Origin of the sequence: Lysinibacter cavernae (assembly GCF_011758565.1) — a bacterium.
Lineage (GTDB): Bacteria > Actinomycetota > Actinomycetes > Actinomycetales > Microbacteriaceae > Lysinibacter > Lysinibacter cavernae.
In genome coordinates this window covers 1,818,354-1,834,761 of record NZ_JAAMOX010000001.1, presented here as the reverse complement: position 1 = coordinate 1,834,761, position 16,408 = coordinate 1,818,354, and the positions used below count along the sequence as shown (strand labels likewise).

At 59.6% G+C, this 16,408-nt stretch carries 20 protein-coding genes and 1 tRNA gene; 16 read left to right on the top strand and 5 right to left on the bottom strand.

Annotated features, from left to right (window positions below):
• The first annotated feature begins 26 nt into the window (after positions 1–26).
• The 13 genes from FHX76_RS08030 to FHX76_RS07970 all read left to right on the top strand — a co-directional run bounded on the left by FHX76_RS08030 (position 27) and on the right by FHX76_RS07970 (position 9,823).
• A complete protein-coding gene (locus tag FHX76_RS08030; RefSeq protein ID WP_167149617.1) occupies positions 27–2,426 on the top strand; it encodes a phage tail protein in 2,400 nt (799 codons plus the stop codon).
• A complete protein-coding gene (locus tag FHX76_RS08025) occupies positions 2,426–3,199 on the top strand; it encodes a phage tail family protein (protein ID WP_167149615.1) in 774 nt (257 codons plus the stop codon). The genes FHX76_RS08030 and FHX76_RS08025 overlap by 1 nt, the downstream gene beginning before the upstream one ends.
• A gap of 5 nt (positions 3,200–3,204) precedes the next feature.
• The gene (locus tag FHX76_RS08020; RefSeq protein WP_167149613.1) at positions 3,205–4,323 is read left to right on the top strand and encodes a hypothetical protein; all 1,119 of its coding nucleotides are present in this window, start codon (positions 3,205–3,207) and stop codon (positions 4,321–4,323) included.
• A gap of 28 nt (positions 4,324–4,351) precedes the next feature.
• Complete coding sequence (locus tag FHX76_RS08015) at positions 4,352–4,933, top strand: hypothetical protein (protein WP_167149611.1); 582 nt, start codon at positions 4,352–4,354, stop codon at positions 4,931–4,933.
• A gap of 23 nt (positions 4,934–4,956) precedes the next feature.
• Complete coding sequence (locus tag FHX76_RS08010; protein WP_167149609.1) at positions 4,957–5,370, top strand: hypothetical protein; 414 nt, start codon at positions 4,957–4,959, stop codon at positions 5,368–5,370.
• 2 nt (positions 5,371–5,372) lie between these two features.
• The gene (locus FHX76_RS08005) at positions 5,373–6,047 is read left to right on the top strand and encodes an H-type lectin domain-containing protein (RefSeq protein WP_167149607.1); all 675 of its coding nucleotides are present in this window, start codon (positions 5,373–5,375) and stop codon (positions 6,045–6,047) included.
• 145 nt (positions 6,048–6,192) lie between these two features.
• Complete coding sequence (locus FHX76_RS08000; protein WP_167149605.1) at positions 6,193–6,888, top strand: phage tail fiber repeat family protein; 696 nt, start codon at positions 6,193–6,195, stop codon at positions 6,886–6,888.
• 34 nt (positions 6,889–6,922) lie between these two features.
• Complete coding sequence (locus tag FHX76_RS07995) at positions 6,923–7,612, top strand: M23 family metallopeptidase (protein WP_167149603.1); 690 nt, start codon at positions 6,923–6,925, stop codon at positions 7,610–7,612.
• A 97-nt stretch (positions 7,613–7,709) separates the two neighbouring features.
• The gene (locus FHX76_RS07990; protein WP_167149601.1) at positions 7,710–8,033 is read left to right on the top strand and encodes a hypothetical protein; all 324 of its coding nucleotides are present in this window, start codon (positions 7,710–7,712) and stop codon (positions 8,031–8,033) included.
• A 10-nt stretch (positions 8,034–8,043) separates the two neighbouring features.
• Positions 8,044–8,331: a hypothetical protein gene (locus FHX76_RS07985; protein ID WP_167149599.1), complete on the top strand. Its 288-nt coding sequence runs from the start codon at positions 8,044–8,046 to the stop codon at positions 8,329–8,331.
• Between the two features lie 114 nt (positions 8,332–8,445).
• A tRNA-Arg gene (locus FHX76_RS07980) sits at positions 8,446–8,520 on the top strand.
• Between the two features lie 100 nt (positions 8,521–8,620).
• Positions 8,621–9,340 carry a DUF1345 domain-containing protein gene (locus FHX76_RS07975; RefSeq protein ID WP_167149597.1) on the top strand — a complete coding sequence of 240 codons (720 nt, stop codon included), beginning with the start codon at positions 8,621–8,623 and terminating at the stop codon, positions 9,338–9,340.
• Positions 9,341–9,400: 60 nt separating this feature from the next.
• Entirely contained in the window at positions 9,401–9,823 is a 423-nt protein-coding gene (locus tag FHX76_RS07970; RefSeq protein WP_167149595.1) for a DUF1801 domain-containing protein, read from the top strand.
• Between the two features lie 21 nt (positions 9,824–9,844).
• Here the strand turns inward: FHX76_RS07970 and FHX76_RS07965 are convergent, their stop codons facing one another.
• From FHX76_RS07965 to FHX76_RS07950, 4 genes are all read right to left on the bottom strand, one after another.
• Complete coding sequence (locus FHX76_RS07965; RefSeq protein ID WP_167149593.1) at positions 9,845–10,669, bottom strand: cytochrome c biogenesis protein CcdA; 825 nt, start codon at positions 10,667–10,669, stop codon at positions 9,845–9,847.
• Between the two features lie 3 nt (positions 10,670–10,672).
• Positions 10,673–11,395, bottom strand: a complete 723-nt coding sequence (locus FHX76_RS07960; protein WP_167149591.1) for a DsbA family protein — start codon at positions 11,393–11,395, stop codon at positions 10,673–10,675.
• A gap of 219 nt (positions 11,396–11,614) precedes the next feature.
• Positions 11,615–12,037: a hypothetical protein gene (locus tag FHX76_RS07955; RefSeq protein ID WP_167149589.1), complete on the bottom strand. Its 423-nt coding sequence runs from the start codon at positions 12,035–12,037 to the stop codon at positions 11,615–11,617.
• 88 nt (positions 12,038–12,125) lie between these two features.
• Positions 12,126–12,725 carry a TetR/AcrR family transcriptional regulator gene (locus FHX76_RS07950; protein ID WP_167149587.1) on the bottom strand — a complete coding sequence of 200 codons (600 nt, stop codon included), beginning with the start codon at positions 12,723–12,725 and terminating at the stop codon, positions 12,126–12,128.
• Between the two features lie 107 nt (positions 12,726–12,832).
• Between FHX76_RS07950 and FHX76_RS07945 the strand changes: the two genes are divergently transcribed.
• The 3 genes from FHX76_RS07945 to FHX76_RS07935 all read left to right on the top strand — a co-directional run bounded on the left by FHX76_RS07945 (position 12,833) and on the right by FHX76_RS07935 (position 15,401).
• Entirely contained in the window at positions 12,833–13,843 is a 1,011-nt protein-coding gene (locus tag FHX76_RS07945; protein ID WP_167149585.1) for an NADP-dependent oxidoreductase, read from the top strand.
• A gap of 53 nt (positions 13,844–13,896) precedes the next feature.
• A complete protein-coding gene (locus FHX76_RS07940) occupies positions 13,897–14,781 on the top strand; it encodes a TolB family protein (RefSeq protein WP_167149583.1) in 885 nt (294 codons plus the stop codon).
• A gap of 377 nt (positions 14,782–15,158) precedes the next feature.
• Complete coding sequence (locus tag FHX76_RS07935) at positions 15,159–15,401, top strand: hypothetical protein (RefSeq protein ID WP_167146242.1); 243 nt, start codon at positions 15,159–15,161, stop codon at positions 15,399–15,401.
• Between the two features lie 26 nt (positions 15,402–15,427).
• On the opposite strand, the gene FHX76_RS07930 is transcribed toward FHX76_RS07935, so the two are convergent.
• The gene (locus tag FHX76_RS07930) at positions 15,428–16,324 is read right to left on the bottom strand and encodes a DNA-3-methyladenine glycosylase 2 family protein (RefSeq protein ID WP_167149581.1); all 897 of its coding nucleotides are present in this window, start codon (positions 16,322–16,324) and stop codon (positions 15,428–15,430) included.
• Positions 16,325–16,408 lie beyond the last annotated feature (84 nt).

Here is a 16,408-nt window from a genome sequence, read left to right as displayed (position 1 = left end):
GCACAACTCAACGGAAAGGGGTTGCAATGGCAGGCACAGGAGGAGCATCGGTCGAACGAGTCTCGGTACAGGTGGTGCCCGACACCAGCAAGCTGCGGCGTGAGCTCCAGAAAGTCACGAAACAGCTTGAGAAGAGTCTCAGCATCAAGCTGAAGGTGCAGGCGGATCTTCGTCCGGCGCTGCGCTCAGTCGCTCAGCTACGAGCCACCCTCGGCAAGACGGGAGCAACCGTCTACGCAAACTTGGACACCATCCTTGCACGGACGGACCTCGAAGAACTCACCGAGAACAGGGAAGTTGCCCTCATCGCTCACGTCGTGGGCGAATCAGCCGCGATTGACCTGAGTTCGCTGTCTTTTCCTCGTACCGCCGAAATCATCCCATCCGTACAAGCTGCGGGGGCTGCAGCAACAACGGCAACTCTCGCTCTGCTTGCGGGCGGGTTCGCCGATGCCCTTGCGCAATCGCAAGCCGGCATGGTTCTTGTCGACATCATGCAGAGCCTTGGGATGGCAGTTGTTGAGGCGGCAGCCAGTATCGGCATCCTGACTCAAAGTTTCAGTTTGTTGGCCGAAGTTGGCCTCGCCGCCATGGCAGTCAGCCTGACGCTTATCGACAGTATTATCGCGGGGCCGACTTTTCAAACTGGGCTAACGATGATGCTCGTCACAGCTACGGCGGGGGCCGCAGCTCTGGTTGGCGTCCTGGCCGCCGTTGTCGCCTACTTGGCAATGCTCGGCCAAAGCATCGTTGCAGAGATGGCCGTCGTGACGGTCGCAATTGGTCAGCCGATCTCGGCCGCAAGTGCAACTGATGCGATTGGTGGCATCAAGGCTCAGGCCGAAGGCCTGTCCAAAGCGCTACCAGGGCTTGCCGGTTCTTTGGAAAATCTTGGGGCTGTACTGGAAGGAACTGACAAATCTGCGGTTCCCTTTCTTGAGAAGATTGGCCCAGTGCTTGGGGGCATCCTTGACGACCTCTCGGGGAAGATTCCCGGTTTGGGCGGAGTCTTCGACGGTCTCTCAGGGGTGCTCGCGGGTGTCGCGGGTGCCGCAGATGGCATCGCTTTCTCTCTGGATTTGGCATCCAACGCCATGGATGCCTATGCAACTGTTTCGGATCTGGCGAAGGCTGCAGCTGAAGGATTCTCGTCTGGTTCACTCAAAGTCGCGAAGGCAGCTGACGGCGCCACTAAAGCGACAAACCTGCAGAAAATCGCAACCGCCGCAGGTGCCGCAGCGTCCAAGATTGCAACTGCCGTGCAATGGCTATGGAACGCCGCACTGACGGCAAACCCTATCGGGCTGATTATCGTCGCGATTGTGGCGCTCGTCGCAGGAATCATCTGGTTCTTCACGCAAACCGAGCTCGGCCAGCAGATTTTCCAAGCCGTTTTCGACACAATTGGCGCAATCATAACCGGTGCATGGGAAAACGTGATCAAACCAATTTTTGACGCGATTGGTGGTATCTTCACGTGGCTCTACGAGAACATTATTCAGCCGTTTGTTTCTGCGTTTTGGTTGGCCTTCGGTCTCCTTATGGGGATCATCGTCCTGCTTTGGGAAGGTGCGATTAAGCCAACCATCGATGCGATTGCGGCTGCTTTTGTTTGGATTTGGGACACCATCTTCAAACCAATTGGGGACTTCCTCCTTGGTCTGATCAATGCAATAGGTGTGATTTTTACTTGGTTGTGGGAAACCGCCGTAAAACCGGTGCTCGACGGTATCGGCATCGCGTTTCAGTGGATCTGGGACAACGTGTTCAAACCAGTCGGTGACTTCATCATGGGGATCATCAACGGAATTGGAACGGTGTTCTCCTGGCTGTGGAATTCGGCGGTCAAACCGGCGATTGACGCTCTTGGCGCCGCGTTCCAGTTCTTCTGGAACAACATCATTAAGCCGATTGGTGACTTCATCAAGGGCGCCTTTGAAGCGATTGGAACCACGGCAGAGAAGGTCTTCTCAGCCGTGAGCACCGCTGTCTCAAACGCCTTTGGTGCGCTCGTTGGCATTGTGAAGGGGCCGATCAACGCGGTGATTGACCTTATCAACGGCATGATCGGGGCCATCAACAAGATCAAGATCACGATTCCAGACTGGGTGCCTGAGTGGGGCGGACAGACCTTTGGCATTAACATCCCGAAGATCCCGCGCCTCGCCCTCGGCGCGACCGTGCTGCCGCAGCCCGGCGGAACCCTCGCGGTTCTTGCCGAGGCCGGCCGCGCTGAAACGGTTGTGGATACCGGAAAAATGAACGCCCTGATGGATCTGGTGATCCGTCGCGATTCGGGAAGGAACCCGGGAATGAACGAATTTACGCAAGAGAACCACTTCTATGAGCGTGCCGAAGATCCACGCATCCTGATGCGGGTCGCCGGCGCGGAGTTCCAAACGATGACGGCGGGAGTGCTGGTCTAATGACCTACTACATTGACCTTGGTGGAATTACGTTCCACGGCAACACGGGTGGCGATGGAGGCTGGTACTTCAACGAGCTGGTCGACTGGAACGGGTTGCCTGACTCCAAGACCGAGGGGGAGGACATCCCCCTCGGCGACGGGTCATACGACCCAGGCACCATGTACCGGTCGAGTCGAGCGATCTCGTTCTCTGGTTTCTTCCTCGGTGAGAATCATGCCGATGTGTTGGCTGCCCGCGACCGAATCACGGCGTGGGGCGCCAAGCGGCAGCTTCAACCGATGACCGTCTCTGACGAGTCGGGGGTTTGGATGCGGATGGTCTCCATCCGTTCAATCCCGATGCAGGACACGCAGGGCGCTTCTGAGCTCATGTTCACCGTCCACTGTGTCGCCCCTGACCCGCTGCGGTACGGACCCGAGACGCAACAGTCTGTTGAGCCCAACGGCGAGGTGCTGCTTGTTAACCGCGGAACGGCCGAAGCGTATCCAACGATTGAGGCAACCGGGGCAAGCGGCGGCTTTCTGATCACCGAAGTCGGGACGGAGCGGGGATTGCAGATGAAGCGAAGTATCGGCGTCGGGCAGTCCATCATCGTGGACTGCCGACAGAGAGCTGTTTGGCAGGACGACCTCTTGGTCACCGGCGAACTGACTCGCCTTGACTGGGTGGTGTTGCCACCCGGTGGCAGCGTCCGGCTGCGGTTTCAGACGATTGGCGCGACCGTTGGAACGCCGAACATGATCACGCGCCTCCGTGCGGCGTCTTGGTAGGGGGAATGATGAAGGTTCTGCTGTTTGAAACGATGACGGGCAAGATCCTGACCGAGCTGCCCTACACCTCGGCATCATGGTCAAAAGGGATCTGTGTCCCGGATGACCTGCGTTGCAGTATCCCGATGGGGACGCCGATTGTCGCCAAGATGCGGCTGCGAGATCTTGTTGAACCTCGCCGGACTGGCATCGCGTTTGAGCGTGACGGTGAGATCGTGGCCGCAGGCATCCTTGGCGCGCCAAAGTACTCGCGTGACGGACAGAAGCTCGACCTTGTGGCGACCGGGTGGGAGTCGTTGCTGTCGTATCGGTTGGTATTGCCGTTTCCGCTTGGGAACATCATCGGCACGAGCGGCAAACCAGACGAGCGATGGGATACCAACATCTCGGGGTTTGACCTCGGCACCATCATCAAGAAGCTCGTGCAACTATCGATGCATCATCCCGGAGGATCGTATCCGTTCGTGTTTGAACCAGATCGAGTTGGTACCGATGAACGGAGCTATTCGGCGGCTGACGGACAAAGTGTGTTGGAGGCTATTCAGCAGATTTCTGAATTGGTGAACGGCCCCGAATATGAGTTTGTGACCCGGCGTAAGTCGGCTAATCAGCTTGAGGCATTGCTGAGAACAGGGTCCGCCTCAGAAACAATCCTGACGACACCTGGAGAGCACCTTTGGGCTGGTACCGGACCTGAGCCTCATCTCCGGAGCCTGGAGGAACAGCGTCTTCCGAACTACCTTGTCTCCCGCGTATTTTTCACCGGGGGCAAGGACGACGATCGGATGCTCCTCAGCAGAAAGGACGACTCCAGCTTGCTGCTTGAAGGCTTTCCGCTTATGGAGGTTTGGGATTCGTCTCACTCATCCGTATCTAATCAGCTCGCACTGGATGCTTGGGCCTTGTCTCGCCTTGAACAGGGGCAGCGGTTTGCAACTTTTTGGGGCTTCGAGGTGAACGAAGCGTTTGCGCCGGGGCTCAGCGTTGGCGATTTCTGCAGTATTCAGATGGAAGGGGACCCGTGGATTCCAGACGGCTTCTATCTGAGGAGGGTTATCGCCATAGACGGTGAGGCTGGTTCGAACTGGCTGAAAATTACAGTGGGGGAGGCCACCGATGGTTAATGTGAACTACATTCCGCCAGAGCGCGCAGTGGAGAACGCGATCCGTGAACAGGCAAGGCAAGTCCGTGACGCACAACGTTCGACGGGCACCGAGCGAAACCTGGTGACGCAGGAGCTGAGCGAAACCTCTCAGCGGTTGGTGGAGACTGTTATCCGGCTTGAACAATCGATCGCTGTGACAGATGGAATCCAGCAAGAGCTTCTGGCGAGATCGTTGCGCAAATACGATTTTCCGAATATCTCGCTCACGGTTCCGCCCAGCCAGTGGGTGAGCGCGTCTCAGACAGTTTCTGTCCCGGCACTCGATAAACGGAGACCCTGTCAGATCATGATCCTCGGGGTACCTGAGGCGGTTGGCGATTCGGTAGGGGCGTTGAGCGCATTTGCCACGTTGAAGATTGCTGATCGTGTCGTTGTGAGGCAAGGAGTTCAGTTTTCCCCGGCATCGACACCTGCAAATTGGGTGGGCACCATGTTTTCTGGGATCGGAAGCGCAACGCTAAACGCTTCGCCCACCGTCGCGACCCTCACAATCGAGGCTTACAACTTTGTCGGCAATCCTCATTCCATGACCATGAGCGGTATTTCGATTTCGATTTTGCCGTCGTAGTTTCTATAGAAAGTCAGAAGAACATGACAACAATTTTAGGCCCGGTGCATGATAGCTCCGGAAGGCCGGCAAACGGCACCATCGAGTGGCGTCAGACGGTCCGATTTGGGCTGGACAGCGCATCCATCACCCGCACAATCGCGGTAAGTCAGGTCGTTGGCGGCGAGATCAAAGCAGAAGATGGCGGCGCGTTTACGCTGCCACCAAACCCAATCGGCTCACGCGTCCACGTACTTGAGGTGCTCGGCGGGCACACCCACGAGCGGATGGTTGAGGTCCCGGATGCGGCAACCGTGCTGTACCGCGACCTTGATTCGACCCCGGTTCAAGCCGGCGAGATCTGGGTGAGTCCGGGAGGAGCGATTCCGAACGAGGCTCGATCTCGAGATTTGCTCTTCGATCCAACCACACAAAACGTTTATCGTATTCGGGAGTAACGATGCAGAAAGAATTTCTGGTCAATATCAAAGGAAACAAAGGGGATAAAGGCGATGCAAACACGCTAAGCATCGGGACAGTTACTACAGCTGCGACGGGTGTCGCGGCGTCGGCGTCGATTACCGGGACGGTGCCGGTTCAAACTCTGAATTTGACGCTTCCTCGCGGTGAAAAAGGTGAAACAGGAGCTGGACAGAAATGGGACGATATCGCGGACCGTCCCGTGACATTTCCGCCAGCAACACACAGCCACACGGTTTCTCAGATAGCTGGCCTTGATTCGTCTCTCAACAGCAAAGCTCCACTAACGCATGCACATGTAGTTTCGGACGTAGTGGGTCTTTCTGACGCTCTCGCCCAGAAAGCTTCGGCTTCTCACGCTCATGCAGCCACCGACGTGGTTGGTCTGGACAGCCGGTTGAAAGCTCTTCCTATAAGAATTCAAGCAAGTGCTGCGACGATTCCTGTGACTGCCGGCATTGAGAAAGCATACGTTGTGACGTTTCAGCAGGCCTTCTCGAAACCTCCAATTGTAACGGCGTCCCCGTTGCGTGGGGACGCTATCGACGGTGTTCGGTTAGCGGTTGGCCAAGTAACTACGACGAATTTCACAATGGTCGTAAAAACGGCGGTCGGAGGCAACTTTTATGCCAGTTATATCGCCGTTGAGATTTAGCACTGACCCGTAACTTGGGGCAGGACATCCCGTCGTTACACATCATCTCGGTCGCGTTCAATGTCCACTAGCGTGACGGAACGTTTGGCAACCGACGCCTCGATAGAAAATGCCAGACAAACGCTTATCAACTTTAGGAGTAACTATGCAGAAAGAATTTCTTGTCAACATTAAGGGTGACAAAGGCGACAAGGGCGATGCAAACACACTGCGTATCGGGGCTGTTGTGACAGGTGAAACGGGCACACCAGCTTCAGCGGTCATTTCGGGCACAGCGCCAGATCAGACGCTGAGTCTCACACTTCCACGCGGGGAAAAAGGTGAGACTGGGGCCGGGCAGAAGTGGGAAGAGATCGAAAATTTACCCGCTACATTTCCGCCGCTGACGCACACCCACACCGTGGCTCAAGTGACCGGGTTGGATGCGGCCTTGACCGGAAAAGCGCCAGCGGTGCATTCGCACGCTCTGTCTCAAGTCAACGGCCTCGATGCTGCATTAGCGGAGAAGGCGCAATCCATACATTCCCATGAGACTAGTCAGGTAGCCGGCCTTGACGCAGCATTGGTCGCGCTTGAAAGCCGTCAGAAAGTTTGGGGCGGATTAGTGGGTGGACAATCGGATACCCAAGGGCTCTTTACGGTAAGCCACTCACTTAAAGTCACGCCAAAGTGGGTTCAGACGGCGCTCAAGAGTCAGTCAAATGAAACGAAGAATCAGTTGTTTCGTTTGCTTGTTTGGGGACAGACCTCCACTGGAGTCACCCTGCGGCTGTACAACACCGTCGACGGGACACCAGTACAGAACAACTGGGTTGAGTTCTATCTCACCGTCGGGGCCTAGTCGCTGGCCCAACGGACGTAAAGGAGGTTGAAGAATGACCATCCAATGGCCAGTAGACGCAATAACCATCAGCCAACAGTTCGGCGCCAACCCCGCGTATTACCAGGCACTCGGGCAGCGAGGTCACAACGGCATTGACCTTGCCGTTCCGGCAGGAACACCCGTGTACGCGACTGATGCCGGTGATGTCGATGCCGAGGGCTGGGGCAAAAACGATTCGTGGATGGGCACGCCCGCCGGGATTTTCGTACGGCTGAGGCATCCGTGGGGCTTCAGCGCTGTCGCGCATCTCAGCTCAACGGCTGTTGATCGAGGCCAGGCCGTTGCCAGAGGCGAACGGATTGGATGGTCGGGGGCGACGGGCCAGGCGACGGGGCCGCACGTGCACTTCGAGGTCTTTCCGACAACACCCAATTGGGGCAACGGATACGCGGGCAGGGTCAATCCGTCGGGGATGGGCATCGTGGCGCGCGGCTCGGTATCCGCCCCACAACCAACATCACCGGCTCAGCCCGGTATCACGTTAGGAGCATATGAAATGATTCGAATTCAGTCGCCCGGTAGGGGGATCGCCCTCATCGGGGCGGGTTATTTCCGCAAACTGCATACAACTGAAGAAGTTGAGCAGTCTGCGGCAATCATCGCGAAGCACGTGAACGGCAACGATCGCCAGTTTGACCTGTGGCGTTCGATGGCCGTTGGCGGGGAGCGCGCGAAGGGTTGATGATGCTTGCGCGCGTGCTGCACCGCTATGGCCTGTGTCTGAAAGCCCGCCGTGGCTACCACTGCCGTGGCGCAAACGGGGAATGCGGGGGAAGCAAATGAGCGAAAACGAACCCTCAATCGAGGTGACACTCAGCGATATTTTTCGGCAAGGTCAAGAAACACAGCACCGCGTGACGCGGCTCGAATCCGTGGTTACCGACCTGGTTGTCGTCAATAAGCGGCTGAACGACCATGCCGGCAGGTTGAGGGATGCTGAACGCAAGATCGCGGTACAGGCGCTGGACTCGGTTGACGCGCAGGCCGCGCAGGAAGAGATCGCGAAGCTGTGGGCCGCAGTGCACCGGATGTCGTGGATGCCGCTGCTTGGGATGGCGGTCATCACGGCGGCCGGCGGTGCCTTTATCTCCAGACTCATGTAAAGGGAACACTATGAAACTGACAACAGAGGATGCCGCCCTGCACGACGCAGCCGTGCGAGCGGGCATCCGCACGGCGGCCCAGGCCCTCGGCGGCGCGCTTGCCCCGCTTGGGGTGACCGCTGGCGTCCTCACCGGAGGAAGCTGGATTGCGCTCGGCATCGCTGCAGGCGGTTCGCTGATTACCTCGCTCATCGCCGGAACGGCGGCCTACCTGAACTTCATCGGGAACGGCCTGCCCGAGGCTTACAGCGTGCTTGCCAGCGAACGGGCCCGCTCACCGAAACACGCTGCCGAGTAGCAACCAAAACGCCCCGCTCCGCCAGATGGCAGAGTGGGGCGTTTGGTCGTTAACCGTGATGACCGCCCGTTTGGGCCTTGCCGTGCCGCGCGGTGTAGCATGGTCTCTGGTAACGCCTCTGTAGCTCAATGGAAGAGCACCTCCGTCCTAAGGAGTTGGTTGGGAGTTCGAGTCTCTCCAGGGGCACCACGCATGTTGGCTTTGACTGTCTCCTGGCGCGTTGTTGGTGAGTCTGGATCGCCACCGCGAGGCATCCTCAAACACATCGTTCCCTCACTATCATTGAGGGGTGGCAGTCAAACGGTATGTGAGCGATGTTTCCCGGGCAAACTGGAGCATGGCCGCAGGGGTGACGCTGTCATTTGTTGTGATGCTTCTGATCTCTTTGAGCCCTGACCTGGACCTTGTCAATACCGACAGCCTGTACAGCTTTACGGTCTTTCTCTACCTCGTCGCGTGGCCCGCCTTTGTGGTTATGTATCTGACCTGGACCCACCGCACATTTGCTCGTCAAGAGAACGCGGCTCGTGTTGTCAATGCACGGCGTGAAAGTAGGCCGCGTTCGTGGTGGGCTCGCGTGCTCGGATACAGCGGCGCGACCTCCTGGACGATGACCGCGGCAATTGTGGCGGTCATCTTTACCATCGTCGTCGCGCAGGACCCTGGACACCGCAGCAACTGGCTGTATGTTGCGCTCGGGATGCTGTCCGTTGCCTCATCGTGGGCACTCATGGTGTATTCGTTTGCCCTGCAGTACTTTCGCCTCGACTCCGAGTTGGCCGAGGGCGATACTCGCCACCTCGATCTTGAGCTTGATGGCGAAACGACGTTTGGGGATTACCTCACCCTCGCAATGTTGTTGTCGACGATGGCGGCCACGGTTTCAGCGAAGATTCGGTCGCGCACCGCCTGGGCGCTTGTGCGTGCAAACGTGATGTTTGCCTTTACGTTTAACACGGTGATCGTCGCGATGATGGTTTCGCTGCTGTTTGGCGGTCTGCTCGCATAATTCGGTTCTCTGGCAAGCAAAGATTCGTTAGGCTGGCGAGCACGACCACAGGAGGATTCAATGGCTACAAAAGAACCGGCGATGTCACCCTCAGATCTCCCTGTCGACGAGGTTCTTGACCGGGTCACAGGCCCGCGTCGCGCAGAAGCAGACGAACTCCTTGCCCTCTTCGCCGAGGTAAGCGGTGAGCAGCCGGTCGTGTGGGCAGGTCGAATCATTGGGTTTGGCGAGTACGAGTATCGCTACGAGACCGGGCATGGTGGCAGGGCTCCGCTCCTTGCCTTTGCGACCGGAGCATCGAAACACACCATCTATTTACCAAACGACTTTGCCGATCGTTGGCCAGACCTGATGGGTAACCTCGGTAACTATCGGGCGAGCAAAGCGTGCCTCTACCTCACCCGCCTCACGAGTATCGATCGCGACGTGCTGCGAGCCCTGCTGGAGCGCTCGCTTGCCGAAACCCGCGAACAGTATCCGTAGCCTCCCCTCGATGCTCGGAGATCAGGCCTTGGCGCGTGCTCGAGAACGTGCTCGCAGCGCATAGATGCCAGCACCTGCGCCAAGCAAAACTGCCGCGCCGAGCACAAACCACAGGTTTGACACCTGCGATGTCGCCTCGACCGCCCACGATTCAGCGCGGAACTGCGAGTCGGCGGTCAGGATGCCGCCAAACGACGACGTGCCGTCGGTTGCGAGCAGCAGGATGCCGATGCCAATCGAGAGCAGGCCGGCCACGAGCATCCAAACCGAGTTTGACCACTTGCCGATCGTGATTCGACGAGGTTTGAGCCAGCTGCGAGAGCCAAGGTTGAACCGGCCCCACAGGAGGGAAAGGATGCCGAGGGGCACGGTCATCCCGAGCGCAAAGATCGCGAGCATGAGCCCGCCGTAGACCGGGTTGCCGCCGACCGCCGCAAGCGTGAGTACCGAGCCAAGGATTGGCCCAGCGCAGACGCCTGCGACGCCGTAGACCGTTCCAAGCACAAAGACCGAGATTGCTGAGGTGCCTTCGCCAGCCGAGCCTCGTCGAAACCCTGGGATGTTCACGCCGGCAACCTGGAGCAGGCCGATCACGATAACTAAGATGGCTGCGGCGGTCACAAGAATGTGGCGTTGCTGCGTGACAAACGAGCCAAGCACGCCGGCGAGCACTCCGAGGGGGACAAGCGTCGTGACAAGTCCCGCATAAAAAAGCGCTGTACGGCTCAGTAGCTTTGTTGGGCTTGCAAATGCATAGGCAAAAAACGCGGGGAGCAGCATGACCGAGCACGGGCTCAGGAGCGTGAGGATGCCGCCGAGGAAGGCCCCAGCGTAGCCGATATCCACGGGCTACTGCACCTTCGCGAGCTCGGACTCAATGATCTCGCGGAACGTCGAAAGCGGCTGCGCCCCGGCGATCGCCGTTTCGTTGATCGTGAACAGGGGCGCGCTCGTGATGCCGAGCGAGGTGCCTTCTGAATAGTCGGCGTAGACGAGGTCAATAAGGTCTTCGCGGGCGAGATCGCTCGTGAACTTCTCGATGTCTGGGACGCCGGCCTCTTCGGCGATTTCGATGAGCCGTGACTGTGGATAGTCGGGGTGGCCTCGGTCTGGCGCACCGCCGTAGAGGGCTCCGTGGTATTCCCAGAACCGGCCCTGTTCGCCGGCCGCACGAACGGCAACTGCCGCGGCAATTGACTGATCGCCAAAGAGGGGGAGATCGCGCCATTCGATACGCATCTGGCCGGAATCCACGTATTCCTTGATGAGCGGCGGCATGGTCTCTCTGGCGAAGACGGCGCAGAACGGGCAGCGATAGTCCGCAAACTCGATCATGACAACAGGGGCGTCAACATCGCCAATCGCGGCAACGTCGCCGGGAATCCGTCGGGCAAGCGTTGACAGCGAGGGGCCGGTTTGTTCTTCGTTCGCTTCGGGAGCGCTTGACGCGGTGCCGGTTGCTTGTGGTGTTGGTGCCGGGTCTGACGAGGGCAAGCCAGCGACGATGAGAACGCCTGCCAAGATTGCCGCTCCGGCGACGGAAAGGGAAATGATTCTGGTCTGTTTTTTCATGGGTATGCCTTGGATATGAGGTGGGAACACGGCTGCCAATGCGGGTGTGCCTTGGCGAGTGTGTCAACACCAAAAAAGAGGTGAGATGCGATTGCTGCGCGACGCCGGGTCCACTGTTCACGCTTCTTCGAGGAGTGGTGCGGGTCGCCGCGGAGTCGTCGAGCGATCCCTGAGCGGAGTGACGGCGCAGGATGAGGAGAGTCGGACGACGCGTTGCGTTTAGGTTCGGCAGATGCCGAGGTCTTGAGGGGACGGCGCGACGGGGTATCGGTTCTCGGTGCGTAACGTCTGATGCGCGAGCGGCGGAGCGTTGGCTGGCTCAATAGAGCTGAGGAGGGGTCCGTTCACATCCCAGTGCGGCGTTGTCGCTGAGTGCGTTGCGGTGTCGTCGTCGCTGAGGGGTACGTCGCACTTGGTTGGTGCGGCTTGTGTGCTGGGCGTCTGGACCGTGGCCTGGCCTGTCGTGACCTGGGCTGCGGATGCCTGGCCAACGGATGCCGCAAGAGCGGCCGGCGCCTTCGCGCAGTGCTGCCCGAGGAGTCCGAGGGCGAGCAACCCGACCAGAAGGAACGAGAGGGTCACTAATCGCGACGATGCGCGGCCGGCGCTCGTCGAACCGAAGAGTGGGGTAGTGAGCCTCATGACTCCATCAACCTTAGTATGGGTGCCTCAGAAACCACTGAACCGCAGGAGTTCATGGCATCTGGCAGTGGTGAGGCCTGCTGGCTGGTTAGCCGCTGGTGGGAAGCTGCGAGAGCGCGGCCTCGAGAATGTTGGCGGCTTCCTGAGGGTTGATACGGGCGATGAGGAACGCGCTGATGGTGAGTGAGGTGAGCACCCTCGCGGTCGTGACAACCTGGTCGGGTGTGAGATCGCTATGGCTGCCGTGAGCGGATGCCGCGATCAGGCCCCGCTCAAACGCCGCGCCGAGCTCGGCGCGGTAAGCCTCAACAACTGCCCGCATGGCCTCGTCGTGGGAGGCCATGCCTGCCGCGCTGTTGAGGAGGAGGCATCCGTTGCGGGCTGAGTCGTTGCTGGGGGCGGTGATGGCCTGAGAAAGTCCGGTCAGGTAATTGGCGAGGGCATCTGGGCTGATGGGCTCGGCGGTGAGCGGGCGCAGTCGTGGGCGGATGACGGTATCAAGGTAGTTCTGCACCGCGGCGTCGAAGAGCCCGCGTTTGCTGTCGAAGGCGTGGTACAGGCTGGATCGGCTGAGCCCTGTGGCCCGTTCGAGGTCGGGGAGCGAGGTGCCCTCGAACCCTTTGTTCCAGAACACGTTGCGCGCGGCCGTGACCGCCTCTGCCGTGTCGAATGATTGTGTGCGACCCATGATGCTCCTCGTGGTACGCCCTTGTGTACCGATCGATCCATTATATATAGTGGATTGATCGGTACACAATGCCGACCACGCGCAGATTCAACGAAAGAAGTCACACCATGACCGCCGTCAGCACCCAAATCCAGCTCGTCGCCCGCCCAGTCGGTTGGCCAACACATGACGATTTCCGAACCGTAGCCGTTGAGCTCCCAGCGCTTGCGGACGGCGAAGTTCGAGTCAACAACGAGTTCATGTCGGTTGACCCCTACATGCGCGGGCGCATGAACGACGTCAAGAGCTATACCCCGCCGTTTGTGCTTGGCGAGACCATGACCGGCGGCGCCATTGGGCGAGTCATCGCGTCGGCATCCGATGAACTCCCAGTGGGCACTGTTGTACTGCACCAGCTAGGGTGGCGTGATATCGCCCAGGCTGACGCCGCAAACTTCCGTGCGGTTCCAGAGCTGCCGGGCGTGCCGCTGTCCGCGTATCTTGGCATCCTCGGGATGACTGGCCTCACCGCCTATGTCGGCCTCATGGAGATCGCAGGACTTGCCAATGGCGAGACCGTCTTTATCTCTGGCGCGGCCGGAGCGGTCGGAACTGCTGCCGGTCAAATCGCCAGGCTCAAGGGCGCATCGCGCGTCATCGGCTCAGCGGGTACTGCCGAGAAGGTCGCGCTGCTGACCGAAAAATACGGCTATGACGCGGCCTTCAACTACAAGGATGCGCCCGTGCGCCAGCAGCTTGCCGACGCCGCTCCCGGCGGCATCGACGTGTACTTTGACAACGTTGGCGGCGACCACCTCGAAGCGGCGCTCGACGCGTTCAACGACGGCGGACGCGCGGCGCTCTGCGGAGCGATCGTGAGTTACAACAGCACGGAGCGCACGCCTGGCCCAGACAATATGGCCAACATCATCACCCGGGGGCTGTCGCTCAAGGGCTTTACTATCGGCAAATACTTGCAGCACTTCCCAGCATTCTCGGCTGAGATGGGCTCGTGGCTGAGTGAGGGCAAGGTTGTGTTCGATGAGACCGTCGTTGATGGCCTCGACAACTCTATTGACGCGTTCCTTGACCTCATGCGGGGTGCCAACATCGGCAAGATGGTTGTGCGTATTTCCTAAGCATCACGGGCGGCGCGCTCGCGGCCGGCAGCGAGTTCGTGCAAAACTTGGCCATGAGCTATGGGTTTCGAACGCTTGAGCAGGGGCAGTGGGCGGCGCTGTGGATTGGCGAGGCATCCGGTGGGCGACCAATCGAGGTGTATCGCACCTACGACCTCCTGATCGAGGCTCCAAACTGGACCGCAGACGGCAGCGAGATCATCGTTGCGGGTGAGGGGGACCTCTGGCGAATGGATGCCGGCTCATTCGACGTGTTCGCGAGGATTCACGTGACTGGCGCTGCCCCGTTCAATAATGACCATGTGGTTGGGCCCGACGGCCTCACGATGTTCGGGTCAGCAAAAGACGGCAACATATACAGCGCGCCTGTGAACGGCGGCTCGGCGACGTGCCTGACCGCCCAGAGCAGCGCTGAAGGACTGCGGCACTATTTGCACGGCGTAAGCCCTGATGGGCGCAGGCTCTCGTTTATCGGGCTGCGGCTGCGCCCAGAGGGCGGCGTCGCGGAAGCAAACGTCTTCACGATGAGCGCCGACGGTGGGGACTTGCAACAGGTCACGTTTGGAGCCGCGCTCGCCGACGGATGCGAATACGATCCGAGTGGGGAGTGGCTGTACTTCAATACCGAGGTGTTTGACGGTCACGCGCAGATCGCGCGCATCAGACCAGATGGCTCGGGTCTTGAGCAGCTCACCTGTGACGAGCGAGTGAACTGGTTTCCGCACCTCATTGTCAACGGGCTGGCCCTGTATCTGAGCTATCCGGAAGGCACAGAGGGGCATCCTGCAGATCGCGCAGTAGAACTCAAGCTCGTCAACGGCGACTGGGCGACGCCGCAAACGGTCGCAGCGTTCAACGGCGGGCAGGGCACCATTAACGTCAACAGCTGGTCGCCGGATGGCTCGCGCTACGCCTTTGTCAGCTACGGCCGGGACTGACACGGAACCCTCGACGTTTGGACGGCATCCATTCGCCCCTCGTTGCCAAAAATGCTGCTCAACACCGCAATCAGTGGCGAATGGATGGCGGGCGGGTCGGGGGCCGATGAGACAGTTGCGGTTGAGCTTGCTTCGCGAGGTATTCGAGCGCGCATAGCCGACCGGTGTTAGTGGCGCAAGGCGCTGGTGTTCGCTCGGGGAACGGGTGAATACTAGGTCGGGTGGCGTGTTTCGGCTGATTGCAGGTAGCACCCAGCGACACGTTGGGACGGGTCGCGACTGTGCGTCACCGACTATGTGCCACCGAACGCGCGCCACCAAACGCGCGCCACTGAACAAGCGCCACCGAATATGCGCCACCGAACAAAGGAGAAGCTGTGAAGGTTCTACTCAAGATAATTGTGATTGCCGCGCTCGCGTCGGCTGCTTACGTGCTTGGTGCCAAGGCCGGGCGCCGACGGTACCGCGAAATCCGTGATGCCGCCCGTTCGTTTTGGAACGACCCGCAGGTGAAGAAAGCTCGAAAGCGTGCCGTGAAACAGGCGAAGCAAGCGGCGGATGCTGCGGAAAAGGCAGCGGAGAAAGCCGTAGCGAAACGGGTCGCAAAGCTGCGTGGTTAGCTGACCGAGACGCGATCGCCCAGGTGCTAGGCCTCTGGCGGTAGCGCGTGGTTCCAGAGGTGAACGGTTGCGTACGCCCGGAATGGCCTCCACGCGAGCGCAACCGCGCTGACCTCGGCAGCTGCCACTCCGAAGTCGCGCAGCGCTCGCCGGAGCACGAGGTCTGACGCTGGGAACGCGTCTGGGTCGTGAAACCCGCGGAGGGCCAAATATTCGACAGTCCACGGGCCGATTCCGGGGAGTGATAGCAGGTCTGCCCTGAGCTGCTGTGGTTCGGCGTCAAACGACAGCCCATCAGCAAAAGCCCCTGCCACGGCTTGAACGGTGCGAATCCGTGCTCCGGTAATGCCTATTGCCGCGCGCAACCATTCTGTTGGTGCGTCGCGGATTGCTTCTGGGCGGGGGAACGCGACGAGACCGGACGGTGAGTGAGCCCCGCCGGCTTGCGCATCCAAAGAATTCATGGCTGTGACGAGCCTGCCGCTGAACGTACGTGCCGCCGCGAGCGAGACTTGTTGCCCAAGCACGGTGACGATGGCAAGCTCGAACGGATGCGGGTTGCTGACAACGCCGAGCCACGGCCTGGTGTTGAGGAGCTGACCGAGGATGGGGTCGTCACCGAGGGTGTCGCCAATCGCCTCGTGGTGGGCGTCGAGGTCAAACCATTGCCGGACGACAGCGCAGATGCTCTCGAGGTGCGGCTTTGACGGGTTGTTGGGCTCAGCAGCAACGTCAACTTCGATGCCGTGCGGCAAGACTTTCAGTGCCACGTGGTGATTGACCCCATCAATCGGAAGTAGACGCTCTGCGGTGCCTGCCGTGCGGTCGACTCGCTCGGCGCCGGGTACGGCATGGGCGGCAAGGCTGCTGAGGATGGCTGCGGTATCGAGGGGATGCGCCGCGCTCACGAGGTGGATGCTCACTGCAACAGGCTAGCCGGAGCCGCCGACAAATGTTGACCGTACTGTTCCCTCTTGGCATTCGTGGTATTAGCCTCGTGAGTAACG

Bases quoted from the DNA above. Each gene is read 5' to 3' on its own strand.
- FHX76_RS08030 (WP_167149617.1), top strand. From the start codon at position 27: ATGGCAGGCACAGGAGGAGCATCGGTCGAACGAGTCTCGGTACAGGTG.
- FHX76_RS08025 (WP_167149615.1), top strand. From the start codon at position 2,426: ATGACCTACTACATTGACCTTGGTGGAATTACGTTCCACGGCAACACG.
- FHX76_RS08020 (WP_167149613.1), top strand. From the start codon at position 3,205: ATGATGAAGGTTCTGCTGTTTGAAACGATGACGGGCAAGATCCTGACC.
- FHX76_RS08010 (WP_167149609.1), top strand. From the start codon at position 4,957: ATGACAACAATTTTAGGCCCGGTGCATGATAGCTCCGGAAGGCCGGCA.
- FHX76_RS08005 (WP_167149607.1), top strand. From the start codon at position 5,373: ATGCAGAAAGAATTTCTGGTCAATATCAAAGGAAACAAAGGGGATAAA.
- FHX76_RS08000 (WP_167149605.1), top strand. From the start codon at position 6,193: ATGCAGAAAGAATTTCTTGTCAACATTAAGGGTGACAAAGGCGACAAG.
- FHX76_RS07995 (WP_167149603.1), top strand. From the start codon at position 6,923: ATGACCATCCAATGGCCAGTAGACGCAATAACCATCAGCCAACAGTTC.
- FHX76_RS07990 (WP_167149601.1), top strand. From the start codon at position 7,710: ATGAGCGAAAACGAACCCTCAATCGAGGTGACACTCAGCGATATTTTT.
- FHX76_RS07985 (WP_167149599.1), top strand. From the start codon at position 8,044: ATGAAACTGACAACAGAGGATGCCGCCCTGCACGACGCAGCCGTGCGA.
- FHX76_RS07970 (WP_167149595.1), top strand. From the start codon at position 9,401: ATGGCTACAAAAGAACCGGCGATGTCACCCTCAGATCTCCCTGTCGAC.
- FHX76_RS07960 (WP_167149591.1), bottom strand. From the start codon at position 11,395: ATGAAAAAACAGACCAGAATCATTTCCCTTTCCGTCGCCGGAGCGGCA.
- FHX76_RS07955 (WP_167149589.1), bottom strand. From the start codon at position 12,037: ATGAGGCTCACTACCCCACTCTTCGGTTCGACGAGCGCCGGCCGCGCA.
- FHX76_RS07950 (WP_167149587.1), bottom strand. From the start codon at position 12,725: ATGGGTCGCACACAATCATTCGACACGGCAGAGGCGGTCACGGCCGCG.
- FHX76_RS07945 (WP_167149585.1), top strand. From the start codon at position 12,833: ATGACCGCCGTCAGCACCCAAATCCAGCTCGTCGCCCGCCCAGTCGGT.
- FHX76_RS07940 (WP_167149583.1), top strand. From the start codon at position 13,897: ATGAGCTATGGGTTTCGAACGCTTGAGCAGGGGCAGTGGGCGGCGCTG.